Origin of the sequence: Pseudomonas sp. W5-01, assembly GCF_046540435.1 — a bacterium.
Lineage (GTDB): Bacteria > Pseudomonadota > Gammaproteobacteria > Pseudomonadales > Pseudomonadaceae > Aquipseudomonas > Aquipseudomonas graminis_B.
In genome coordinates this window covers 18,351-42,585 of record NZ_JAXCIP010000016.1, presented here as the reverse complement: position 1 = coordinate 42,585, position 24,235 = coordinate 18,351, and the positions used below count along the sequence as shown (strand labels likewise).

Here is a 24,235-nt window from a genome sequence, read left to right as displayed (position 1 = left end):
CTGCCCGATCCTCGAGGACCGCCATGTTCAGCCGCAATTTGACCATCGCCAAGTACGACTCCGACCTGTACGCCGCCATGGAACAGGAAGCCAAGCGTCAGGAAGATCACATCGAGCTGATCGCCTCGGAGAACTACACCAGCCCGGCCGTCATGGAAGCCCAGGGCTCGGTCCTCACCAACAAGTACGCTGAAGGCTACCCCGGCAAGCGTTACTACGGCGGCTGCGAATACGTCGACATCGTCGAGCAACTGGCCATTGACCGCGCCAAGGAACTGTTCGGCGCCGATTACGCCAACGTCCAGCCACACGCGGGTTCCCAGGCCAACAGCGCGGTGTACCTGGCGCTGCTCAATGCTGGCGACACCATCCTGGGCATGAGCCTGGCCCACGGCGGTCACCTGACCCACGGCGCCAGCGTTTCTTCCTCGGGCAAGCTGTACAACGCTGTTCAGTACGGCATCGACGGCAACGGCCTGATCGACTACGACGAAGTCGAGCGTCTGGCTGTTGAGCACAAACCAAAGATGATCGTTGCCGGTTTCTCGGCCTACTCGCAGATCCTCGACTTCCCGCGTTTCCGCGCCATCGCAGACAAGGTCGGCGCTTACCTGTTCGTCGACATGGCGCACGTAGCCGGTCTTGTCGCTGCAGGCGTTTACCCGAACCCTGTTCCCTTCGCTGACGTCGTCACCACCACCACCCACAAAACCCTGCGCGGCCCACGCGGCGGCCTGATCCTGGCGCGCGCCAATGCCGAGATCGAGAAGAAGCTGAACTCCGCTGTTTTCCCGGGTGGCCAGGGCGGTCCTCTGGAGCACGTCATCGCGGCCAAGGCGATCTGCTTCAAAGAAGCGCTGCAGCCTGAGTTCAAGACCTACCAGGAACAAGTGGTGAAAAACGCCAAGGCCATGGCCGGCGTGTTCATCGAGCGTGGTTTCGACGTGGTGTCCGGCGGTACTGAAAACCACCTGTTTTTGCTGTCGCTGATCAAGCAGGACATCTCCGGTAAAGACGCCGACGCCGCACTGGGCAAAGCGTTCATCACCGTGAACAAGAACTCGGTGCCAAACGATCCACGCTCCCCGTTCGTCACCTCCGGCCTGCGCTTCGGCACCCCGGCCGTGACCACGCGCGGCTTCAAGGAAGCAGAGTGCAAGGAGCTGGCCGGCTGGATCTGCGACATCCTGGCCGACCTGAACAATGAAGCGGTGATCAACGCCGTTCGCGAAAAGGTCCAGGCCATCTGCGCCAAGCTGCCGGTTTACGGCGCTTGATAGCGGTTGTTTGATGTGAAAAAGCCCGGCTTGTTAGCCGGGCTTTTTGTTGGGAACTGCTCCTCCCATTTACTCCTGACCGAAGCGGATAGAGTAAAAGATCATCGGAAAATCAGGATGAAAGTTTCGATGATCTTTCAATCGAGAACTGTCTATGGCCGCCCCATTTTCAGACGCAAGCAAATCAGGCCGAGTGCACCGAGAAGAATTAACGCTGAATAGAAGAAAAACTTGATCCAAAACCGAAAGTGCCGAGGAAGCCTCTGAAGCTTGTACGGGGGAATGACTTCCTGCTTTTTAAATGCTCCCGGCATGATCAAAATCATTGTTATGAACGACTCGCGCATTCTCCGCCCCAGCCATGTGTCACCGTAATAGTCTGCATGCAGGCCGATCATCTCGATATCAGAAAGATAATCTTCAACGCGCTCCATGTATTTCAGGAAAAAAAGATGAGACGACACTATATGAATGAAGGCCAAAACGAAATCCATAAACCCCAACCAGACAGCCACGTCGTAAGAGATCAGGGTATCCATTCGTAGACCCTCTCCCCAAATGACTCACCGGCTATTTCGCCCAGGGTACCGCCTGCATAAGCGAAGTACCGCCGGCAATAATCCCGCAACCTAATGCAGCCGTATATCCCAGTGCGATATAGATTCGGATGTCTGACCGTCAGATTGCGGACTCTCGTGACATCTTTATCAAGTAGCACAAGACGGTGAGGCGAAACCATCCAAATAAAGTCAAATATATTTCAATAATCTTCGATCGAGAACTCGCTATGCGCGGCCCTGCTTAAGACGCAGGTAGAGCACGGTCATTGCAGAAAGAAGAACTATCGCCGAATAGAAGAAAAATTTTATCCAAAACCGAAAGTGGCCAGGAAGCTTCTGAAGCTTGTACAGGGGAATGACTTCCTGCTTTTTAAATGCTCCCGGCATGATCAAGATCATCGTAATGAACGACTCGCGCATTCTTCGGCCCAACCAAGTATTACCGTAATAGTCTGCATGTAAGCCGATCATGTCGATGTCGGAAAGATAATCCTCAATGCATTCCATGTATTTCAAGAAAAAATATGAGACGAGACCAAGTGGATGAAGATCAAAACGAACTCTATCAGCGTCAACCAAATAGCTGCGTCGTAAGAAACCAGGGTGTCCATTCGTAGAGCTTCTCCCCAAGAAGTTCGCCACCTGCTTCGCCCATTGTGCCGCTTGCATAGGCTAAAGCCCCGCCGGCAATAATTCCGCAACCTAAAGCAGCTATCCCCAAGGTAGGCGCACCAAACACAGCCATACACACCACCGGTCCGGCTACTGCCCCTACCTCCCCTCCAGCAAGTCCGAGTAGCACGCCACCCGCTAACTTTGCTCCTTCAACGTAATAAGCCCGTCGACATACTTCCTCTCGCCCGGTCGAGCAAGCTTCCTTAATCTCCAGCGCGGTTGATGCGATATTCAACCCGATCCCCACCGCCGTCCCATGCTTCAACAACTTCGCCACCTTGGCGACTTTTGCAATTCGTGCGGCGTACCCTTGTATCTCCCCGGTGCGCAGATAACTCTTGGTCGATAGCCCAAGCATCTTTTTCAGCGGGCCTTTTTTAGTCAACCCAGCCCCCCAGCGGGCGACACCTTCCAGCTGAACATCCAGCCTGGCAAACAGCACGCGCCGTTGATTGATGAATTCCTGCCGCGCAATGGGCGTCCCGCGGGACAGCGACAGCTTGTACAGCCGCTCGATTTCTTCGAGGGTTTTCTGCACGCCACCAAGGTGCTTACTCCAACTGCCGGTAGCGGCGCCGACGCCCACCGATCCGTAATTGAGCATGTTCTGCATCAGGTCGTAGTTGTTGATCAGTTCGCTGCCCGAGCCTTTAACCTGGCGATGGACGTTCCGCGCCAGGTTCATCAGCTCGGTTTCTTCTGCCGTGAGGCTGCCCATCGAACCGTCGCTGACAATCACCAACTGGCCCGGCATAACCACCACATTGCGAATATGCGCATTCAGCACATCAAACTTTGCGCTGCCGCCGACCCGAGCTTTGAGCGTGAAATAGGTTTGTATGCGGTCATTGATGAACACGTAGGGCTTGGACATGAGGCTGCCCGTCCTTGCTTGACTTCAGATCCAGCGAGGATAGGGACGGGATGTAGGGTTTAGAAGCGTAGAGAGGGGGGTTGAAAGTACGATTCGGAACGGTCCTACGCAGGCGGCATAGCTCGTCTTACGGACCATTCCCGCACGCGATATCTAATCTGCAGCAACGCCTGCAAAACCTGCCCGGATCTTCTCTTCCGGCAGTTCATCGGCAATGAACACGATCACGCTTTCGCGCTTTTCGCCTTCTGCCCACTCCACATCGAAATCAAATCCGTACAGCTTCAGCACGCCCTGAAACACCAGCTTGCGGTCTTCGCCAGCGATGTTCAGCACGCCTTTGTAGCGCAGCAGTTGTTTGCCGTGCTCTTCCAGCAACTCGTTCATGAAGGTGCTGAGCCTGTCGATATCCAGCGGCTGGTCACTGCGCAGGACCAGGCTGCTGATCCGGTCGATGGAGCGGCCTGCAGGGGCTGCCGGTCGCAAGGTCATCCCGCCGATGTCAGCGTTGAGGTTGAAGCCGCGCACGTCCAGCAGTTCGGCCAGATCGATCTTGCCGTGCTCGACCACACGGATCGGCGCACGTCGGTTGATGCGGGTCAAGCGCTCGCTCAATGCATTGAAGGCTGCTTCGTCCACCAGATCGGTCTTGCTCACCAGCAGACGATCCGCGAAGCCGATCTGCGCCTGGGCAATGGTCTGCTCCAGGTGCGTGTCGGCATGGGCGGCGTCGACCAGCGTAATGATGCCGTCGAGGATGTAGCGCTCACGCAGCTCCTCGTCGATGAAGAAGGTTTGCGCCACCGGTGCGGGGTCTGCCAGACCGGTGCACTCAATGACCAGCCGATCGAAAGCTATTTCGCCGCTGTCGAGCCGCTCCAGCAAAAGGAATAGCGCTTTGGTCAGGTCGGTGTGAATGGTGCAGCAGACGCAACCGTTGGACAGGGTCATGACCTGCACGGGCTCATCGCCCAGTAATTGGGTATCAACGCCGGCGTCACTGAATTCGTTCTCGATCACGGCGATCTTCAGGCCGTGCTCCTCCTTGAGCAGATGGCGCAGCAAGGTGGTTTTGCCGGCGCCGAGAAAGCCGCTGAGGATCGTGACGGGGATAGGTGTGAACAAAAAAAAGACCTCGATTCGCTGAAAAAAAACAGGAGTGAGGTTGCGGTCGATTCGAAATGTCAGTCAGTACAGCGGCGACTGAATTAACGCATCGCGAGCAAGCTCACTCCTGCATGACCACGGGTCACATCATTAGCAACACTTTGGACCGCCCTTCCCGCCGTACCGTGCGTCCTGGCGTTCCCGGAAGAACGCTTCGTAGGACATCACCGGCTTGTCGGGGTGGGTCTTCTGCATATGCTCAACGTAGTTGTCGTAATCCGGCATGCCCACCATAAGGCGGGCGGCCTGACCGAGATACTTACCCAAGCGACTCAGATCGTTGAACATAAACAGTTCCTCGCGTTACAGCGCACTCAGTGGGATTCCGGGAAGGCCTGGAATGGCGATTCCTTGTCGGTACGCTCCTTCTTGATCCACGCCGCGCGACCCACTTTCAGCGCATAGAACAGAATGCTCAGGACCACGAACAGGAACAGCGTGGTCAGGGTGGCGTTGGTGTAAGCGTTGAAGATCACGTGTTGCATTTGATCCATCGTCTTGGCCGGGGCCAGTACCTGACCGGCATCTGCCGCCGCGCTGTATTTCTTCGCCAGCGCCAGGAAGCCAACGGCCGGGCTCGGGTCGAACAGCTTGATGAAGCCTGCCGTGACAGTGCAGATCAGCAGCCACGAGGCCGGCAGGATGGTCACCCAGACGTACTGCTGGCGCTTCATTTTGATCAGCACGACCGTCGCCAGCATCAGCGCAATACCCGCCAACATCTGGTTGGAGATACCGAACAATGGCCACAACGTGTTGATCCCGCCCAGCGGATCGATCACGCCCTGATACAGCAGATACCCCCACAGCGCGACACAACCACCGGTGCCGATGGCGTTGGCGGTCCAGGACTCGGTGCGTTTCAGTGCTGGGACAAAACTGCCGAGCAAATCCTGCAGCATGAAGCGGCCGGCACGGGTACCGGCATCGACTGCGGTCAGGATGAACAGCGCTTCAAACAGAATCGCGAAGTGGTACCAGAACGCCATGGTGTTCTGACCCGGGAACGCCTGGTGCAGGATCTGAGCGATCCCCACGGCCAGGGTCGGTGCACCACCGGCACGTGCCAGCACAGTGTTTTCGCCGATGTCCTTCGCCACCGCGGTCAATTGATCCGGCGTGATGAGGAAGCCCCAACTGCTGACCATCTGCGCGACCGAATTGACATCGGAGCCGACGATCGCCGCCGGGCTGTTCATCGCGAAGTACACGCCTGGCTCGATGACCGAAGCCGCGACCATCGCCATGATCGCCACGAACGACTCCATCAGCATGCCGCCGTAACCGATGTAACGGGCGTTGACTTCGTTATCCAGCAGCTTCGGCGTGGTGCCCGAAGAAATCAGCGCGTGGAAACCGGATACCGCGCCACAGGCGATGGTGATGAACAGGAACGGAAACAGGGTGCCTTTCCAGACCGGACCGGTGCCGTCGGTGAACTGCGTCAGCGCAGGCATTTTAAGCTCTGGCGCGAGAATCAGGATGCCGATCGCCAGGGCGATGATGGTGCCGATTTTCAGGAACGTGGACAGGTAGTCGCGAGGCGCCAGTACCAGCCAGACCGGGAGCATGGCGGCGACAAAGCCGTAGCCGACCAGCATCCAGGTGATCTGAACGCCAGTGAACGTGAACATCGGCGCCCACTCAGGACTCGCGGCCACCAGACCACCGACCCAGATCGACAGCAGCAACAGCACGACGCCCACCACCGAGATCTCGCCGATACGGCCCGGACGGATGAAGCGCATGTAGATGCCCATAAACATCGCGATCGGAATCGTTGCCATGACCGTGAACATGCCCCATGGGCTCTCGGCCAGTGCCTTGACGACGATCAGCGCCAGCACCGCAAGGATGATGATCATGATCAGGAAGCAGCCGAACAACGCAATGGTGCCGGGAATGCGGCCCATTTCTTCGCGGACCATGTCGCCCAGAGAGCGCCCGTTACGGCGCGTGGAAAGGAACAGGATCATGAAGTCCTGAACCGCACCGGCCAGCACGACACCGGCAATCAGCCACAGCGTACCGGGCAGATACCCCATCTGCGCGGCGAGCACCGGACCGACAAGAGGGCCGGCGCCGGCAATGGCAGCGAAGTGGTGACCGAAGAGGATGTGTTTATTGGTGGGAACGTAGTCGAGCCCGTCATTTTTCAGCACCGCGGGGGTGGCCCGGGTCGGGTCGAGTTGCATGACCTTGGTTGCGATGAACAGGCTGTAGTAACGATAAGCGACCAGATAAATGGCCACTGCGGCGACCACAATCCAGAGTGCGTTGATCGCCTCCCCGCGACGCAACGCAACCACTCCCAGCGCCCATGCCCCAAGGATGGCAACCATCAGCCAGGGCACGTGGCGCAGCAGACCATTATTGTTTTTCATTTTTTTTGATTCCAACTGAGTGGACTTATTTTTATTCAGCAAGCGGAGTTTAGCGCCGCCGGAGCGAAAGGCTACCCCCACGATGGTCTAGCGCGATATTTGTCCTATAGTCAACGCAATGGGCGCTTGAGGCGCAGAAGGAGTAGTAGCGTAATGACCGAGAATCCCAATGAACGTCGTCGCTTCAAACGCGTTGCATTCGACGCGAAAACCAAACTCAGCCAGGGCGAGCAGACCTGGACGGTTCAACTGATCGACCTGTCGCTCAAGGGGCTGCTGATCGAAAAACCCTCGCCCTGGGAGGGCGATGCCAACCAGCGATTCATGGTCGACATCGAGTTGCAGGACGGTATAGACGTCGTGATGGAGGTGCAACTGACCCACGATGATCACAATCACCTGGGATTTGTTTGCAAGCACATCGAGCTCGATTCAGTGACGCACCTGCGCCGACTGATCGAACTCAACATTGCCGATCACGATGAATTGGAGCGCGAGCTGGGTGCGCTGATACATCTATAGGCCGCGCCGCCTTATTCGAACAACGCGTCCAGCGCTTGATCAAGGCGAGTCACGCCGATGACCGTCAGGCCCGGCGGCGACTCTTTCGGGGCGTTGCCCTTGGGCACGATGGCGCGCTTGAAGCCGTGCTTGGCCGCCTCTTTGAGGCGCTCCTGCCCACTGGGTACGGGCCGCACTTCTCCCGACAAGCCCACTTCACCGAACACCAGCAAGTCGCCCGGCAGCGCCCGGTTGCGCAGGCTGGACATCACGGCGGCCATCAAGGCCAGGTCGGAAGCGGTTTCCAGCACTTTCACCCCGCCCACGACGTTGAGAAACACATCCTGGTCATGGGTGGGAATGCCGCCGTGGCGGTGCAGTACGGCCAGCAACATGGCGAGCCGGTTTTGATCCAGCCCCAACGTCACGCGACGCGGGTTGGACAGGTGGCTGTCATCGACCAGCGCCTGCACTTCGACCAGCATCGGCCGGGTGCCTTCCCACGTGGCCATGACCACGCTGCCCGCGACTTCTTCCTGCGCGCGGGTGAGAAAGATCGCCGAGGGATTCGAGACTTCTTTCAAACCTTTGTCGGTCATGCCGAAAACGCCCAGTTCGTTGACGGCACCAAAGCGGTTCTTCACGGCGCGCAGCAAGCGCAGGCGGCCATCGGACTCACCTTCGAAATACAACACGGTGTCGACCATGTGCTCCAGGACGCGAGGCCCGGCCAGCGCGCCTTCTTTGGTCACGTGGCCGACCAGGAAGATCGCGGTACCGCTCTGCTTGGCGTATCGCACCAGCAACGCGGCGCTCTCGCGCACCTGGGATACGCCGCCGGGCGCAGATTGCAGCTGTTCGGTGAAGATGGTCTGGATCGAATCGATCACCATGACCTTCGGCTGCTCGATGCGCGCCGTGGCAATGATGGTTTCGATGCAGGTCTCGGTCATGACCCGCAGCTTGTCCTGGGGCAGGCCAAGCCTGCGGGCACGCATCGCGACCTGCTGCTGCGACTCTTCGCCGGTGACGTACAGCGCCGGCATGCGCTCGGCTATGGCGCAGAGGGTCTGCAACAGAATGGTCGACTTGCCAATGCCGGGGTCGCCGCCGATCAGCACGACCGAGCCATCTACCAGGCCGCCGCCAAGGACGCGGTCCAGTTCAGTGGAGTTGGTGGAAAAACGCGGGATTTCTTCGACACTGACTTCGGCCAGGGTTTTGATCTGTGCCTGTTGGCCGGTCCAGCCGGAACGACCGCTGGGCGCAGCCGCTGTGCTGTTGTCGATTACGGTTTCAACAAGGGTGTTCCATGCGCCGCATTCGCTGCACTGGCCGGCCCATTTGGGAAACGTCGAACCGCACTCGGTGCAGCCGTACATGCGTTTGGCCTTGGCCATGACACCCCCGATGTAAAAAGGGGCAATCATACCCGATGCGTCAAACCGTCGGGCGCAGCGCTACCGGGCATGCATGCTTTTGGAGGATTAAATAAAACTTACCGGGTCGCACCCGGTCGATTGCATGGTTTAAGCGGGATGCAACTAGCTGACTTACACTACATTTACCCCTCACATCTGTAACAAAGGAATACACCCATGAGCGTACTAAGCGAGTTCAAAGCCTTTGCCGTAAAAGGAAACGTCGTCGACATGGCCGTCGGTATCATCATCGGCGCGGCATTCGGCAAGATCGTTTCGTCGTTCGTAGGCGATGTAATCATGCCGCCCCTCGGGTTGCTGATCGGCGGCGTGGACTTCAGTGATCTGTCGGTCGTGCTGCGACCTGCGGAAGGTGCCGCGCCAGCAGTGGTGCTGGCTTACGGCAAGTTCATTCAGACCGTGATCGACTTCATCATCGTGGCATTCGCCATCTTCATGGGCGTCAAGGCAATCAACCGCCTGAAACGCGAAGAAGCCAAAGCCCCGACCCTGCCGCCAACGCCGTCCAAAGAAGAACTGCTGCTGGGCGAAATCCGCGATCTGCTGAAAGAGCAGAACAGCAAACCGGCTGCGCCACTGCCAGTGGCGCCCGACCGGTTCGTTTAAGGGCTGAGAGCTGCGAGCATCCGGCTGTTTGCTCTGCATACTGAACGCGAGCTTCGCGAGCAAGCTCGCTCCCACAGGATCGGGGGATGGCTCGGAATCACCGCTCGCTGCTGGACGTGTGGGAGCGAGCTTGCTCGCGAAGACGGCATACCGGCCGCTGTAAACTCAGCGGATGCACCCCCATCTACTCGAGCAAGCCCGCTTCTGTGCGGGTCTTGCGATTGCACCGCTGTATCAACCTACCAGTAATTCTCCACCGCAATCTGTCCCGGCTTGCGCGTCAGCGCCAGGCGCATGTCGCGGGTCTTCAGTATCGCGCGGGTGTCTTCGATCATCTGCGGATTGCCGCAAATCATCACCCGTGAGTGCTCGGGTGTCAGCTCCACACCGGCCGCCTTCTCCAACTCACCGTTTTCGATCAGCGTGGTAATCCGTCCGCTGAGCGCCCCCGGATGCGACTCCCTCGTTACCGTCGCGATAAACGTGAACTTGTGAGCGTACTCAGCCAGGTATTCGCGCTGGGTCAGCTCGGCAATCAGCTGCTGGTAGGCCAACTCCCGGGACTCGCGAGCGCTGTACACCAGAATGATGCGCTCGAATTTTTCCCAGACCTCAAAGTCCTGCAGAATCGACAGAAACGGCGCCACGCCAGTGCCCGTGGATAACATCCAGAGGTCGCGACCATCGGTGAAGCGATCCAGGGTCAGGTAACCCACCGCCTGTTTTTCCACCATCAGCGTGTCGCCCTGACGAAGCCGGCTCAACTCGCTGGTGAATTCGCCGTTGGGCACCACGATGGAGAAGAACTCGAGGAATTCATCGAAGGGTGAGGACACCACCGAGTACGCCCGCCACACCGTCGTGCCATCGGGTTTGGTGACGCCCAGACGTGCGAATTGTCCCGCCGTGAAGCGGAAACCGGGATCGCGGGTGGTGCGAAAGGTAAAGAGACTGGGAGTCAGCGGCGTAACGTCCAGCAGCGTTTGCCGGGTGAATTTCTCTGCACTGGCAGTCATGGGGCGCTCCTGGCTCCTGTCTCGCAAAAAAGGGTGATCAGTGTCCCGCAAACCCGCCGCGATAAACACCGTCGGTTTGTAGTGATATCCGCAGCGGACTGAGCGATTTTTAGAGTATTTCGCTATCGGTGTAATCGCGAAGTGGCTCGCAACGGCGCACTAACGCTGCCCTAACCTTTTGATTTTATGGTCGTTTAAAGATGCCGCTGGTAGCTCATCAGTCACCACTGCGGCTTGTTCCCCAGGCGCGACGCTTTTGAGGCCGTGATTGTTTCCTAGACTTCGATCAGGACGATCAAGACTGAGCATGGAGGCACGCGATGGACATCGGCAAGAGGGGGGACGGCTGCACGACGAGCGCGGAGACGCTCACCTACAAGGGCCTGACGATCAGAGAGGTAGAGGTATTGAAGTGGTGCGCTACGGGCAAGACGGCGGCCGAAGTCGCGTTGATCCTTGATGTCACAGCGCGCACCGTTAATTTCCACGTGGGCAAAGCCATTCAGAAGATCGGCGCCTGCAACAAGATGTCGGCAGTGGTTCAGGCAACGAAAGACGGGTTGATCTAGGCATAAGGCCACGCTGGGGCGAAGCCAGGACGAAAAGCCCGGTGCGTGTGGGCAAAAAACACGTAAAATCGCCGGCTTCGCGAACCTCGTGACGCCGGCACAGGTGCAACTCCCGCCAGCACGCCGATCACGCCATCAACGACTGGAAATGCTCCGCCCATGCCCCTGCTTACCACCCCGCTTGCCCAGCTCGATCTGATCCGCCAGCCGGAACAGTCGGATGAGCCCTTGCAGGCCTTCGATGCCGCTGACGAGTACCTGCTCAACCACGTCGCTGAACAGGGCGTGACGCTGCAAACACGGGTACTGGTGCTCAACGACAGTTTCGGCGCGCTCGCAGCCAGTCTCGCGCCCCATGCCACAGTGGTCAGCAGCACGGATTCGTACCTTGGCGCCCAGGCTCTGGAAAAGAACCTGGTGCGCAACGGCCTGACCTATGACGCGGTGCCAGTGATCCCGGCCAGCGCGCCGTTGACCGGCCCCTTCGACTGGGTGCTGATTCGCGTGCCGAAGACACTCGCCTTGCTGGAAGAACAGCTGATTCGTTTGCAGGACCAACTGGCCCCGAACGCCAAAGTCGTCGCTGCCGGGATGATCAAGCACCTGCCCCGCTCGGCTGGCGAGCTGATGGAAGAGTACATCGGCCCCGTGCAGGCATCCCTCGCCGTGAAAAAAGCGCGGCTGCTGTTCTGCACCCCTGAAGTCAAAACCGTTCAGCCTTCGCCCTATCCCACCCGTTACACGCTGGACGAGCCGAAGATCGAACTGGTCAACCACGCCAACGTTTTTTGCCGTGACGGTCTGGACATCGGCACGCGGGCCTTCCTGCCGTACTTGCCCAAAGGCCTGGGCTCGGCGCGGGTCGCGGATCTGGGCTGCGGCAATGGCGTGCTCGCCATCGCCAGTGCCCTGGACAACCCTGACGCGCATTACACGCTGGTGGACGAGTCGTTCATGGCGGTGCAGTCGGCGCAGGAGAACTGGAGACTTGCCCTCGGCGAGCGGCCGGCGGTGATTCACGCAGGTGACGGGCTGGCGTCGCAGGAACCCGATTCGCTGGACGTCGTCCTGTGCAATCCGCCGTTTCACCAGCAGCAAGTGGTCGGCGACTTCCTCGCCTGGCGGATGTTCCAGCAGGCGCGCTCGGCGCTCGTCACTGGCGGTGCGCTGTACATCGTCGGCAATCGTCATCTGGGCTACCACAGCAAACTGGCGCGGCTGTTCCGGGGCGTGGAGCAAGTGGCGGCGACGCCGAAGTTCGTGATCCTCAAGGCGCGTAAATAGCTCACCGCGCTCGTCGTCCTGACTTCAGATGTGCAGCCAAAAAAACCCGCCGAGGCGGGTTTTTTATCGAGCGGGAATAACTCAGTGCGACTTCATGCCTGCCGCTGTCATGAACATGCGCAGCAGCATGGCGACCACGAACAGCGCCAGCACGCTGCCGGTCCAGATGATCAACAGCCAGCCGATGCGCTGCCACAGTGGCTTGCCTTGCGCTGGATCAACCTCGCGCTTGTGCTCGTTTTGATTCCGACCTTCGTACTGAACAGATTCTTTAACCGACATCGCTAAACCCTCCTCTCCCGCAGTCAGGCCCCGGCAATAACCCGGGGCCACTGGCTGCTAGTGATAGCCGTGTTCGTGGGTGACTTTGCCGCGGAATACGTAATAGCTCCAGAACGTGTAACCCAGGATCAGCGGAATGATGAACAGCGTACCGACCAGCATGAAACCCTGGCTCTGTGGCGGCGAGGCAGCGGCCCAGATGGACACGGTTGGCGGAATGATGTTCGGCCACAAGCTGATGCCCAGACCGCTGTAGCCAAGGAAGATCAGCACCAGCGTCAACAGGAACGGTGCGTAGTTGGCGTTGCGCGCCACCGCTTTGAACAGGCCGTACATCGTTACCATGACCAGCGCCGGCACCGGCATGAACCACAACAGGTTTGGCAGGCTGAACCAGCGATCGGCGATGGCCTGATGGGCCAGTGGCGTCCACAGGCTGACGATCGCCATGACCACCAGCGTGGCCAGGGCCAAAGGTCGTGCCAGATCGTGCATGGCTTTTTGCAACGCCCCTTCGGTCTTCATGATCAGCCAGGTGCAGCCGAGCAATGCGTAGGCCACGATCAGCGCCAGGCCGCAGAAGATCGAGAACGGCGTCAGCCAGTCCAGGCCACCGCCGGCATAGGCTCGGTCGACCACGGGAATGCCGTCGATGTACGCGCCCAGTGCCACGCCCTGGAAGAATGTCGCCACCAGCGAACCGCCGATGAACGCCTTGTCCCACAGGTGCCGCTTGATATCAGTGGCCTTGAAGCGAAACTCGAAGGCCACGCCGCGAAATATCAGCCCGAACAGCATGAAGATCAACGGCAGGTACAGCGCTTCGAGCACGACCGAGTAGGCCAGCGGGAAGGCGCCGAACAAGCCGGCCCCGCCCAGTACCAGCCAGGTTTCATTGCCGTCCCAGACCGGTGCGACGGTGTTCATCATCACGTCGCGGTCCGTCTTGTCCTTCATGAACGGGAACAGTATCCCGATGCCCAGATCGAAGCCGTCCATGATGACGTACATCATGACGCCGAAGATGATGATCACGGCCCAGATCAGTGGAAGATCGATACCCATGGCTCAGTTCCCCTCAGTCAGGCTGTCTTTACGGTGGTCCGTGCTGCTTTCATCAGCAGCAGAGAGAGGACGCGCCGGGGTGCGTTTCTGCCCTGGTCCGCCATGTGCCGGCGTGTCGCCTTCATGGGTTTTTGGCCCTTTGCGCACCAGACGCATCATGTAGCCGAAGCCTGTGCCGAACAGCAGGAAATACACCACCACGAACAGCACCAGAGTGATGCTCAACTGTTCAACGCTGTGTCTGGACACGGCATTCGCCGTGCGCATGATCCCGTAGACCACCCAGGGCTGACGCCCGATTTCGGTGGTAAACCAGCCCGCCAGCATCGCAATCAGACCGGCCGGCCCCATGCACATGACCAGCCGCAGGAACCAGCGATTGGTGTACAGCCCGCCGCGCCAGCGCAACCAGGCACTCCACAGACCGACCGCGATCATCAGCATGCCCAGCGCCACCATGACGCGGAACGACCAGAACACGATCAGCGCATTCGGACGGTCTTCCGGCGGGAAGGACTTCAGCGCCGGGATCTGCTTGTCCAGGCTGTGGGTCAGGATCAGGCTGCCCAGATACGGAATCTCGACCGCGTATTTGGTGCGCTCTTCTTTCATGTCCGGGATGCCGAACAGGATCAGCGGGGTCGGCTCGTCACCGACATTCTCCCAGTGACCCTCGATGGCTGCGATCTTGGCCGGTTGATGCTCAAGGGTGTTCAGGCCGTGAGCGTCGCCCACCATGGCCTGAATTGGCGCAACGATCAGCGCCATCCACATGGCCATGGACAGCATCCTGCGAATCGCCGGATTGTCACGACCACGCAGCAGATGCCAGGCCGCCGATGCGCCGACGAAGAACGCCGTGGAGACGAAGGCGGCGATTGCCATGTGCATCAGGCGGTACGGGAACGACGGGTTGAAGATCACCGCGAACCAGTCCACCGGGATGATGCGGCCATCAATGATCTCGAAGCCCTGCGGGGTCTGCATCCAGCTGTTGGAGGCCAGAATCCAGAAGGTCGAAATCAGCGTGCCAACCGCGACCATGGACGTGGCGAAAAAGTGCAGGCCGCGACCGACACGGTTCCAGCCGAACAGCATGACGCCCAGGAAGCCCGCTTCGAGGAAGAATGCCGTGAGCACCTCGTAGGTCAGCAAGGGCCCGGTCACAGCACCGGCGAAGTCGGAGAAGCGACTCCAGTTAGTGCCAAACTCGTAGGCCATGACCAACCCGGAAACCACACCCATGCCGAAGTTGACGGCAAAGATTTTCGACCAGAAGTGATAGAGGTCGCGATAAGTGTTGTCATGGGTTTTCAGCCACAAGCCTTCGAGCACCGCGAGGAAGCTCGCCAGACCAATGGTGATGGCAGGGAAAAGAATGTGAAATGAAACAGTGAACGCAAACTGGATTCGGGCGAGATCGAGCGCCTCTAAGCCGAACATAGGTCTTCCTCTATCAGGTGGAACTGGCTTCAGACTTGGGGCCTGCAGCGACTGCCCCCACGGTGTATTGAGTACGAGGTGTGGCCGTTGTTCTCGTGGTTTCGTACTCAGGTCGGCGACCGGGGAGATGCGTCAGGCGGCCAGTTCGACCAATACACGCCAAGGTATTGATCCAGGTCAGCTGACATGGAAAGAGTAGTCCCATTTCGGCACTTGCTCTGCGTGGTCTTTTGTCGCGTGGCGAGTTGACTCACCTTTCAGGGCAGTGCAGTTGACGGGAAGCAGAGCAGAGCGGCGAATCTGCAGCACGGCAGTTAAAACCTCCAGGTGCAAGGCCCTACAAAGGATCGCGAATAAAGCCCAACAGCGCGCAAACCAGCCGCTGATAAAGCGCGTCCACTTCCGGCACCTGGCCTTTGCCCCTGAGACTGCCGTGAAGCAGCCCGAGCCCGGGATCGAACTCGGTGCGCACACCCGCTTCGCGCAATGCACGCTCGTAGCAGACGCCGTCATCACGCAAGGGGTCGAACTGCGCGACAGCAATGAACGCAGGCGCCAGATCATTGAAATTTCCGGCGTGGAGGGGCCGGGCATAGGCCGATTGTTCGTCCGCCGTCATGTAGAGCTGCCGGTAATACGCCAGCTCAGCGGTAGAAAGAAGCGGCGCGTCGGCGCATTCATGGCGCGACGGCAGATCGTTGGCGCCGCCCAGTTCCGGGTAAATCAGCGCCTGCCCCACCGGCTGGCGCTCACCGGAATCGCGCAATGCCAGGCACACTGCAGCGGCAAGATTGCCGCCGGCGCTGTCCCCGGCGATGGCGATACGGCGTGGGTCGATGTCCAGCCGCTGCGCGTGTATCTGCAAGGCGTGCCAGACCGCCAGACAGTCGCCGAACCCTGCGGGAAATGGATGTTCGGGCGCCAGCCGGTAATCCACGGCGATGACCACGGCATTGAGGTCGGCCGCCAGTGCCGCGGTCAGAAAGTCGTGGGAATCGAGATCGCCCACCACCCAGCCGCCGCCGTGGAGGTACATCACGCACGGCGCCGGGTGTTCGAGGGACAACCGCTGAGGCCGGTAACTGCGCACCGCCACGCCGCCGAGGGCGAAGTCCCTTACATCGAGCTGCCCCGGACGGGTGGGCGTGAACGCTTCACTCATCCGGGAATACGCGCGGCGCTGCTCGTTGATGTCCTCGGACGTGCTGCTGAAACTCAGGGTATGGGTCACGAACGCCGACATTTCGGGGGACAGCGGGTAAGACGTGGGCATTGGCTGCTCCAGCCCGAGCCCTTGGCCAGGCGTGCTTGGTTACTTGTTCACCGCCACTTGCACGGCGGACGCTGCGTCTTTGCCATCGAAGGTTGTCACGCCATCCAGCCAGCGCTTCATGTCTTCAGGATGATCCTTGAGCCACTGGCGAGCAACGTCGGTTGGCGCCTTGCGGTCCATGATCGGCACCATCATCTGGCTTTCCTGAGCGGCCGTGAACTTCAGGTTGCTCATCAGCTTGCTGACGTTCGGGCAGCGCGATGCGTAATCCGGCGCCGTGACCACGGAAACGGTCGCAGCCCCTTCACCCGGCCCGAACACATCTTCGCTGCCGGTCAGGTAGGCGATCTTCATGTTGATGTTCATCGGGTGCGGGGTCCAGCCAACGAATACCACCCATTCATTACGCTTGATCGCACGCTGCACCGCCGCGAGCATGCCCGCCTCCCCGGACTCGACCAACTGGAAACCGCCGAGCCCGAACTGGTTCTTCTCGATCATGCCCTTGATGTTGGCGTTGGCGCCGGTGCCGGGCTCGATGCCATAGATCTTGCCACCCAGTTTGTCCTTGAATTTGGCGATATCGCCGAATGTTTTCAATCCGCCTGACGCCACGTAATCCGGCACCGCCAGGGTTGCCTGGGCATCACTCATGCTCGGCACGTCGAGGACTTTGACCTGATTGGCGGCCACAAACGGCGCAATGTTCTTGTCCATCGCCGGCTTCCAGTAACCCATGAACACGTCGAGTCGATCGTCACGCAAACCGCCGAAGACGATTTGCTGAGCGGCGCTGGTCTGTTTGACCTCGTAGCCCATGTTCTGAAGCAGCACTTCGGCAACAGCGCTGGTGGCGACGACGTCCGTCCAGTTGACCACACCCATGCGCACGTTTTGGCATTTGGCGGCTTCTGCAGCCATCAGGGCGTTGCTGCTCAGCATCAACACAGCGCAACTGATATGACGAATAAATGAGTTCATGGGTGCTCCTCGGGTCGGCTCGTTATTTTATTCAGCTCTTTTCGGCAGTTTTTCAAGGCTTGAAGACCCACGGCAATTCGGTGGCTGCCGCGTTGGTGCAAGGTACGCAGCAGGCCTGAGCAACAAGCGCACCAGCGCGACCTGTGCTTGCACTGGGGCGACATTGAATGAGGGGGATTCGAGGGCACAGCAGAGAAAATGATCGTTCCCACGCAGAGCGTGTGAACGATCAGGGCACAAGGTACGGCGTTGGTTACAGCACTTTATCCAGCGTAATCGGGAATTCCCGAACCCGCTTGCCCGTGGCGTGGTAGATGGCATTGGCAATGGCCGAGGCCACGCCGACGATGCCGATCTCGCCCACACCCTTTGAGCCCAGGTCATTGACGATGCTGTCGTTCTCTTCCACGAACAGCACGTCGATCTCGGCGATGTCCGCGTTCACTGGAATGTGATACTCGGCCAGGCTGTGGTTCATGAAGCGCCCGAGGGTGTGGTCGGTCTGGCTTTCTTCCTGCAACGCCTGACCGATACCCCAGACCACGCCGCCGAGAATCTGGCTGCGCGCGGTTTTCGGATTGACCACACGGCCCGCCGCAACGGCGTCGACCACCCGATTGACGCGGACAGTGCCCAGGTCTTCGTCCACCAGCACTTCGACGAATACCGCCGAGTGCGTTGCCGTCGAATAGCCTTCGCGCTTGTCGTCAGGCTTGGCGTCGATCTGCACTTCAAGCGTCTCGTGGGACGACTCGCGGACGATGTCGGCGTAAGCAAAACGCTCATCGTCGATGAGCAAGTAACCGTCGCCACAGACAACATCGGCCATGTCCACCACCGCGTGTTGCGGATGCGCCATGCGCACGGCGTCGAGCAACTTGGCGCGCAAGGCACGACAGGCCTGCTGCACCGCCGTGCCCACGGACGACACCGTGAACGAGCCACCCTGCAATGGCGACGTCGGCAGCGACGAATCACCCAGTACGAAGGTGACGTCCTCAGGCTTCACGCCAGCGGCCTCAGCGGCGATCTGGGTCATGACCGTGTAAGTGCCAGTGCCGATGTCGGTGGTGGCGCTGCTTACAGTGATCTTGCCGCTGCTGTCGATACTGGCCTTGGCGCTGGCGGGCATCTGCATGGCTTCCCATACACCGCCGGCCATGCCCCAACCCACCAGTTGCCGGCCCTGACGCATGCTGCGCGGCTCGGGGTTGCGCTTGCTCCAGCCGAAACGCTCGGCGCCTTGTTCGTAACACGCCAGCAGTTCTTTACTGGAATACGGCTTGCCTTCGTTGCCGTTGCTGTCGGCAAAGTTGACCACTCGCAGCTGCACGGGGTCGATACCGGCCGCAATGGCCAACTCGTCCATCGCACATTCCAGCGCGACCATGCCGGAAGCGGCGCCCGGTGCACGCATGTCCAGCGGCGTGTAAACGTCCAGCGGCGCGAGCTTGTAGCTCAATGCCACGTTGTCGCACTGATAGAGCATGCCGCTCCATTCAACGACGTGCTCGGCAAAGTCTTCAAAGCGCGAGGTCTGACCGATGGCGTCGTGGGCGACTGCCATCAGCTTGCCGTCTTTGGACGCCCCGAGCCGCATGTGCTGCAAGGTTTGCGGACGATAGCCGAAGGTAAACATCTGCTGGCGGGTCAGGGTCAGACGCACCGAACGCTGGAGCTTCAATGCCGCCATGACGGCCAGCGGCAACTGGTATTGCGGACGCAGGCCGGAACCGAAGGCTCCACCGACAAAAGCGGCGAGAATGCGGATCTTCTCTTTCTCCAGACCGAACACACTGTGCAGGTAGTCCTGGCAGTTCTGCGTGCCTTGGGTTTTATCGTGGATCTCCAGGCTGCCGTCAGCCTTGAAGAACACCGTGGAGGCGTGCGGCTCCATCGGGTTGTGGTGTTCGTTGGGCGTGCTGTAGTGGCTGTCGACCGTGACCGCCGCCTGGGCGAATGCGCCCGAAAAATCCCCACGCGGTTTCGGCGTTTCGGCCGGCGCGGTGTGGGCGTCACTCTGACCCACACTGAGGTCGGTCTGGTGCGGCTTGGTTTCGTACTCAATGCGCACGAGGGAGCCGGCATGCCGCGCCAGTTCAAGGGTGTCTGCCACCACCAGCGCCAGAGGCTGGCCGCTGTAAAGCACGTGGTCGTTGTAGAACGGGCGGAACGGCGAGCCTTCGGCGGCGTCGGCGTCCTGATAGTCCTCGTCATAGCTGGCAATGTGCGGGCGATTGGTGTGATCAATAACCGCGATCACGCCAGGGACCGCCAGCGCTTGCGAGGCATCGATACGCACGACGCGACCCGAGGCGATAGTGCTGGAGACCACGCTGGCATGCAGCAAGCCTGCCTCCGGGTACTCGCCGGCGTAGCGGGCCTGGCCGGTGACTTTCAGGCGTCCATCGACGCGGTCCATGGGTTGGCCCAGCGCGGAGGCCGTTCCCGGGGTGGGTGTATTGGCGTTCATTAAACAGTTCCTCCCAAGGTGGCATCGCTCAAGGCGCGAACGATCGCGCGGCGGGCCAGCTTGATCTTGAAAGCGTTGTGTGCCAGCGGCTGAGCGTCGCGCAGCATCGCGTCGGCGGCGGCAACAAAGTTTTCCCGCGAGACCGGCTGACCTTTGAGCGATTGCTCGACGGCCGTGTCGCGCCAAGGCTTGTGCGCCACGCCACCCAGGGCGATGCGCACGTCACGGATGACATCGCCATCAAGCTCGACAGCAGCGGCCACTGAGATCAGGGCAAAGGCGTAAGAGGCGCGGTCACGGATTTTCAGGTAGTGGCTGTGCTGCTGAAAACGTGGCGCTGGCAGCTCGACAGCGGTGATCAGTTCATCGTCGGCGAGCTGGTTGTCGCGCTGCGGCGCATCTCCCGGCAAGCGATGGAAGTCAGCGAACTCGATCACCCGGGCACCGGCGCGCCCCTGGACGTGGACGCGGGCTTCGAGCGCAGCCAGGGCCACGCACATATCCGAGGGGTGAGTCGCGACGCAGGCATCGCTGGCGCCCAGGATCGCGTGGATGCGGTTCAGGCCCTCTTTCGCCGGGCAACCCGTGCCAGGCTCGCGCTTGTTGCACGGCACGGTTGAGTCGTAGAAGTAGTAGCAGCGGGTGCGCTGCAGCAGGTTGCCACCGGTGCTCGCCATGTTGCGCAACTGCGGCGAGGCGCCCGCCAGAATGGCTTGGGACAGCAGCGGATAATCGCGCTCGATCAGCGGATGCCAGGCCAGGTCGGCGTTACTCACCAGCGCGCCGATCATCAGGCCGCCACTGTCGGTTGCGCGGACGTCTTTGAGCGGCAGCCCGGTGATGTCGATCAGGTGCTCGGGGCGGGCGATGTTTTCTTTCATCAAATCCAGCAGGTTCGTACCGCCAGCAATGAAACGGCTGGCAGGGCCTGCAAGATTGACCGCCTGAGCGATGTCGGACGGCTTGCTGTAGCTGAAGGGATTCATTGGCCGCGCCCTCCCTGATCCGGTGCGGCATTCATTGATGGCAAGACTTCCACCACCGCCGCGCGGATGTTGCTGTAGGCGCCGCAACGGCACAGGTTGCCGCTCATCAGTTCTTTCACTTCGTCGTCGGTGCTGGCGCGGCCTTCGTTGGCCAGGCCGACTGCCGAGCAGATCTGCCCGGGCGTGCAGTAGCCGCACTGGAAGGCGTCATGTTTGATGAACGCTTGCTGCATCGGGTGCAACGTGTCGCCTTCGGCAAGCCCTTCAATCGTGGTCAGCTCGGCGCCGTCACACATGATCGCCAGGGTCAGGCACGCATTGATGCGTTTGCCATCGCGCAGCACGGTGCATGCACCGCATTGGCCGTGGTCACAGCCCTTTTTGGTGCCGACCAGATCGAGCTGCTCGCGCAGCAGATCCAGCAGCGTGGTCCAGGGCTGCACGTCCACTTGTCGGGTCTGGCCGTTCAACGTCAGGGCGATGGAATGCCCTGCGAACGCCTGTTCATTGGTTGCACTCATGGGAAGCCTCACGGTAGGTACTCGATCAGCGCAGTGATCTGCGTCTTAAGGGGTACGACTTGTGCGGTTTCGGAAACGTTCAGGGTTTGTGATGAGCGTTTTGACGCAGCGGGGCGCCCGGATGGGGCAAGCCGATCCGGACATTTGCAATCCGACGACACGCGCCAGGCCCCATCGCCCGGAGCTGCTGGTATGATGCGCGGCTTTTTGCAACTGGCAGAATTTGTGCAAGCCGTTTCGGTGAGCTGTGCTTTGCTGTTTCAGTCGACTACATAAATGACGCGGAGCGTCACCGGGGAGCCTTAAATGCTGGAGCGGTTGTTTCAACTCAGGGCACATAACACCAATGTGCGCACCGAAATTCTGGCCGGGGTCACCACCTTCCTGGCCATGGCCTACATCCTGTTCGTGAACCCGAGCATTCTTGGCGAGACCGGCATGGACAAGGGCGCGATCTTTGTCGCTACCTGCCTGGCGGCGGCCATCGGCTCCACCGTCATGGGGCTGATCGCCAACTACCCGATCGCGCTGGCGCCGGGCATGGGCCTGAATGCCTTCTTCACCTACACCGTGGTGCTGCACATGGGCCACACCTGGCAAGTAGCGCTGGGCGCGGTGTTCATTTCGGCAGTGATGTTTTTCCTGCTGTCGATCTTCCGCATCCGCGAATGGATCATCAACAGCATCCCGCTGCCGCTGCGCTCGGCCATTGCCGCCGGTATCGGCCTGTTCCTGGCGCTGATTGCGCTGCACAACGCCGGCATCGTGGTGACTAACCCGGCCACCATGCTTGGCCTGGGCGATCTGGCCAAACCGGCACCCATTCTTGCGGCGCTGGGCTTCGCACTGATCGTGGCCCTGGAAGCTTTGAAAGTGCGCGGCGCCGTGCTGATCGGCATTCTGGCCGTGACCATCATTTCGATTGTGATGGGCTTCTCGCCGTTCGGCGGTGTGGTGTCGATGCCGCCTTCACTGGCGCCGACCTTCCTGCAGCTGGACATTCCCGGCGCACTGAACATCGGTCTGGTCAGCGTGATTTTCTCCTTCCTGTTCGTCGACCTGTTCGACAACTCCGGCACCCTGATCGGCGTCGCCAAGCGTGCGGGCCTGATGGGCAAGGACGGCCACATGCCGAAGATGGGCCGTGCGCTGATCGCCGACAGCACCGCCGCAATGGCCGGCTCTCTGCTGGGCACCTCGACCACCACCAGTTACATCGAATCCGCGGCGGGCGTGAGTGCCGGCGGCCGGACCGGTCTGACGGCTATCGTGGTTGCGGTGTTGTTTCTGCTGGCGTTGTTTTTCGCGCCGCTGGCTGGCAGCGTTCCAGCATTCGCCACCGCCCCTGCCCTGCTGTTCGTGGCTGTGTTGATGACGTCGGGCCTTGCCGAAATCAACTGGGACGACATCACTGAAGCAGCACCTGTGGTGATCACCGCCCTGGCCATGCCATTCACGTATTCGATCGCCAACGGCATCGCCTTTGGCTTCATTTCCTGGACCGTGATCAAGCTGTTGTCGGGCCGGGGTCGCGAGCTGAATTCGGCGCTGGTCGTGCTGTCGATTCTGTTCGTGATCAAGCTGGGCTTTTATCCATGAGTTCTACGTTCGACCCTGCAAACTACGCCGCTCAGCTCGATGAAAAGGCCGCGCGCCTGCGCGAGCTACTGGCGCCTTTCGAGGCGCCCGAGCCTCAGGTCTTCAATTCGCCGCGCGAGCACTACCGCTTGCGCGCCGAGTTCCGCCTGTGGCGCGACGACGGCAAGCGTCACTATGCGATGTTCGCGCCGGGGGACAAGCACACGCCGATCCTGATCAACGACTTCCCTATTGCCAGCCAGCAGATCAACGCGCTGATGCCGGTGCTGCGGGATCGCTGGGAGGCCAGCAAGACCCTCAATCACAAGCTGTTTCAGGTGGATTTTCTGACCACGCTGGCCGGCGACGGCATGATCACCCTGTGCTATCACCGCCCGCTGGATGAGGCCTGGCAAGTCGAGGCGGAGCAATTGGCGGCTGATCTGAAGGTCAGTGTGATTGGCCGCTCGAAAGGGCAGCGACTGGTGATTGGCCGCGATTACGTGACCGAGCAGCTGGACGTCGCTGGCCGGACTTTCAGTTATCGCCAGCCGGAGGGCGCGTTCACCCAGCCCAACGGCACGGTAAACCAGAAAATGCTGAGCTGGGCGTATGACGCGCTGGGCGACCGCGACGATGATTTGCTGGAGCTGTATTGCGGCAATGGCAACTTCACGCTGCCGTTGGCGACCCGCGTGCGCAAGGTGCTGGCGACCGAGATCAGCAAGACGTCGGTCAACGCGGCGCTGAGTAACCTGGCGGACAACGCTGTGGATAACGTGTCGCTGGTGCGACTGTCGGCTGAGGAGCTGACAGAAGCCCTGAATGAGGTGCGCCCGTTCCGTCGTCTGGCCGGTGTCGACCTGAAAAGCTACGACTTCGGCAGCGTGTTCGTCGACCCGCCCCGCGCCGGCATGGACCCAGACACGTGCGAGCTGACGCGACGTTTTGAGCGCATCCTGTACATCTCGTGCAACCCGGAAACCCTGGCCGCCAACATCGCACAACTGCACGACACCCACCGGGTCGAGCGGTGCGCGCTGTTTGATCAGTTTCCGTATACCCATCACATGGAGTCGGGGGTTTTGCTGGTTCGCCGCTAACAGCGCGATTCGGTCGTTCCCAGCTGAAGCCGGTCCTACTATCATCAGTAGGACCGGCTTCAGCCGGGAACAGGCCTTCTGATCTCCATGCGCCCGCAGCATATCCCGCACCATCCATCATTAAATTCCTGACAGCTAGCGGCGAACCGCGCCAGACCGGTGTATAACTCTCGGC

Annotated in this window: 23 protein-coding genes; 7 read left to right on the top strand and 16 right to left on the bottom strand. The window is 60.1% G+C overall.

Features of this window, described 5'->3' with window-relative positions; genetic code table 11:
* The first annotated feature begins 23 nt into the window (after positions 1–23).
* A complete protein-coding gene (gene glyA / locus SLW75_RS27870) occupies positions 24–1,277 on the top strand; it encodes a serine hydroxymethyltransferase (protein WP_410936034.1) in 1,254 nt (417 codons plus the stop codon).
* Positions 1,278–1,429: 152 nt separating this feature from the next.
* On the opposite strand, the gene SLW75_RS27865 is transcribed toward glyA, so the two are convergent.
* The 6 genes from SLW75_RS27865 to SLW75_RS27840 all read right to left on the bottom strand — a co-directional run bounded on the left by SLW75_RS27865 (position 1,430) and on the right by SLW75_RS27840 (position 6,937).
* Entirely contained in the window at positions 1,430–1,816 is a 387-nt protein-coding gene (locus SLW75_RS27865) for a hypothetical protein (RefSeq protein ID WP_410936033.1), read from the bottom strand.
* A gap of 246 nt (positions 1,817–2,062) precedes the next feature.
* Positions 2,063–2,344 carry a hypothetical protein gene (locus SLW75_RS27860; RefSeq protein ID WP_410936032.1) on the bottom strand — a complete coding sequence of 94 codons (282 nt, stop codon included), beginning with the start codon at positions 2,342–2,344 and terminating at the stop codon, positions 2,063–2,065.
* A 64-nt stretch (positions 2,345–2,408) separates the two neighbouring features.
* Complete coding sequence (locus SLW75_RS27855) at positions 2,409–3,386, bottom strand: hypothetical protein (RefSeq protein WP_410936031.1); 978 nt, start codon at positions 3,384–3,386, stop codon at positions 2,409–2,411.
* Between the two features lie 153 nt (positions 3,387–3,539).
* Positions 3,540–4,511 carry a GTPase gene (gene yjiA, locus SLW75_RS27850; RefSeq protein WP_410936030.1) on the bottom strand — a complete coding sequence of 324 codons (972 nt, stop codon included), beginning with the start codon at positions 4,509–4,511 and terminating at the stop codon, positions 3,540–3,542.
* A 132-nt stretch (positions 4,512–4,643) separates the two neighbouring features.
* Positions 4,644–4,841 (bottom strand): YbdD/YjiX family protein, encoded by a 198-nt coding sequence (locus SLW75_RS27845; RefSeq protein WP_065987541.1) that lies wholly within the window; start codon positions 4,839–4,841, stop codon positions 4,644–4,646.
* Between the two features lie 26 nt (positions 4,842–4,867).
* On the bottom strand, positions 4,868–6,937 hold the full coding sequence (locus tag SLW75_RS27840; protein ID WP_410936029.1) for a carbon starvation CstA family protein: 2,070 nt from the start codon (positions 6,935–6,937) through the stop codon (positions 4,868–4,870).
* A gap of 153 nt (positions 6,938–7,090) precedes the next feature.
* Between SLW75_RS27840 and SLW75_RS27835 the strand changes: the two genes are divergently transcribed.
* On the top strand, positions 7,091–7,459 hold the full coding sequence (locus SLW75_RS27835) for a PilZ domain-containing protein (protein WP_065987543.1): 369 nt from the start codon (positions 7,091–7,093) through the stop codon (positions 7,457–7,459).
* Between the two features lie 11 nt (positions 7,460–7,470).
* On the opposite strand, the gene radA is transcribed toward SLW75_RS27835, so the two are convergent.
* Positions 7,471–8,838, bottom strand: coding sequence for a DNA repair protein RadA (gene radA / locus SLW75_RS27830; protein ID WP_074888638.1), 1,368 nt, complete (start codon positions 8,836–8,838; stop codon positions 7,471–7,473).
* A gap of 198 nt (positions 8,839–9,036) precedes the next feature.
* Here radA and mscL point away from each other — a divergent pair, with 198 nt between their 5' ends.
* Positions 9,037–9,486 (top strand): large-conductance mechanosensitive channel protein MscL, encoded by a 450-nt coding sequence (mscL, locus tag SLW75_RS27825; RefSeq protein ID WP_410936028.1) that lies wholly within the window; start codon positions 9,037–9,039, stop codon positions 9,484–9,486.
* A 239-nt stretch (positions 9,487–9,725) separates the two neighbouring features.
* Here mscL and SLW75_RS27820 read toward each other — a convergent pair whose 3' ends face one another.
* Positions 9,726–10,502: a ferredoxin--NADP reductase gene (locus tag SLW75_RS27820; protein ID WP_410936027.1), complete on the bottom strand. Its 777-nt coding sequence runs from the start codon at positions 10,500–10,502 to the stop codon at positions 9,726–9,728.
* Between the two features lie 320 nt (positions 10,503–10,822).
* On the opposite strand from SLW75_RS27820, the gene SLW75_RS27815 reads away from it, so the two are divergent.
* Together SLW75_RS27815 and SLW75_RS27810 are read left to right on the top strand one after the other, a co-directional pair.
* Positions 10,823–11,071 carry a helix-turn-helix transcriptional regulator gene (locus SLW75_RS27815; RefSeq protein ID WP_410936026.1) on the top strand — a complete coding sequence of 83 codons (249 nt, stop codon included), beginning with the start codon at positions 10,823–10,825 and terminating at the stop codon, positions 11,069–11,071.
* 159 nt (positions 11,072–11,230) lie between these two features.
* Positions 11,231–12,355 carry a methyltransferase gene (locus SLW75_RS27810; protein ID WP_410930592.1) on the top strand — a complete coding sequence of 375 codons (1,125 nt, stop codon included), beginning with the start codon at positions 11,231–11,233 and terminating at the stop codon, positions 12,353–12,355.
* Positions 12,356–12,436: 81 nt separating this feature from the next.
* On the opposite strand, the gene SLW75_RS27805 is transcribed toward SLW75_RS27810, so the two are convergent.
* The 8 genes from SLW75_RS27805 to SLW75_RS27770 all read right to left on the bottom strand — a co-directional run bounded on the left by SLW75_RS27805 (position 12,437) and on the right by SLW75_RS27770 (position 21,379).
* A complete protein-coding gene (locus tag SLW75_RS27805; protein WP_065987548.1) occupies positions 12,437–12,637 on the bottom strand; it encodes a DUF2474 domain-containing protein in 201 nt (66 codons plus the stop codon).
* Positions 12,638–12,694: 57 nt separating this feature from the next.
* Complete coding sequence (gene cydB / locus SLW75_RS27800; protein ID WP_065987549.1) at positions 12,695–13,702, bottom strand: cytochrome d ubiquinol oxidase subunit II; 1,008 nt, start codon at positions 13,700–13,702, stop codon at positions 12,695–12,697.
* A gap of 3 nt (positions 13,703–13,705) precedes the next feature.
* A complete protein-coding gene (locus SLW75_RS27795; protein WP_065987550.1) occupies positions 13,706–15,145 on the bottom strand; it encodes a cytochrome ubiquinol oxidase subunit I in 1,440 nt (479 codons plus the stop codon).
* 337 nt (positions 15,146–15,482) lie between these two features.
* Positions 15,483–16,418 carry an alpha/beta hydrolase gene (locus tag SLW75_RS27790; protein ID WP_410936025.1) on the bottom strand — a complete coding sequence of 312 codons (936 nt, stop codon included), beginning with the start codon at positions 16,416–16,418 and terminating at the stop codon, positions 15,483–15,485.
* Between the two features lie 39 nt (positions 16,419–16,457).
* Complete coding sequence (gene choX / locus SLW75_RS27785) at positions 16,458–17,399, bottom strand: choline ABC transporter substrate-binding protein (protein ID WP_065987552.1); 942 nt, start codon at positions 17,397–17,399, stop codon at positions 16,458–16,460.
* A 253-nt stretch (positions 17,400–17,652) separates the two neighbouring features.
* The gene (locus SLW75_RS27780) at positions 17,653–19,872 is read right to left on the bottom strand and encodes a xanthine dehydrogenase family protein molybdopterin-binding subunit (RefSeq protein ID WP_410936024.1); all 2,220 of its coding nucleotides are present in this window, start codon (positions 19,870–19,872) and stop codon (positions 17,653–17,655) included.
* A complete protein-coding gene (locus tag SLW75_RS27775) occupies positions 19,872–20,858 on the bottom strand; it encodes an FAD binding domain-containing protein (RefSeq protein WP_065987554.1) in 987 nt (328 codons plus the stop codon). The genes SLW75_RS27780 and SLW75_RS27775 overlap by 1 nt, the downstream gene beginning before the upstream one ends.
* On the bottom strand, positions 20,855–21,379 hold the full coding sequence (locus SLW75_RS27770) for a (2Fe-2S)-binding protein (protein WP_296307552.1): 525 nt from the start codon (positions 21,377–21,379) through the stop codon (positions 20,855–20,857). Before SLW75_RS27770 ends, SLW75_RS27775 begins: the two co-directional genes overlap by 4 nt.
* Positions 21,380–21,685: 306 nt before the next feature.
* Here SLW75_RS27770 and SLW75_RS27765 point away from each other — a divergent pair, with 306 nt between their 5' ends.
* Together SLW75_RS27765 and trmA are read left to right on the top strand one after the other, a co-directional pair.
* Complete coding sequence (locus tag SLW75_RS27765) at positions 21,686–22,978, top strand: NCS2 family permease (RefSeq protein ID WP_410936023.1); 1,293 nt, start codon at positions 21,686–21,688, stop codon at positions 22,976–22,978.
* Positions 22,975–24,060, top strand: a complete 1,086-nt coding sequence (gene trmA / locus SLW75_RS27760; RefSeq protein ID WP_065987557.1) for a tRNA (uridine(54)-C5)-methyltransferase TrmA — start codon at positions 22,975–22,977, stop codon at positions 24,058–24,060. The genes SLW75_RS27765 and trmA overlap by 4 nt, the downstream gene beginning before the upstream one ends.
* Positions 24,061–24,235 lie beyond the last annotated feature (175 nt).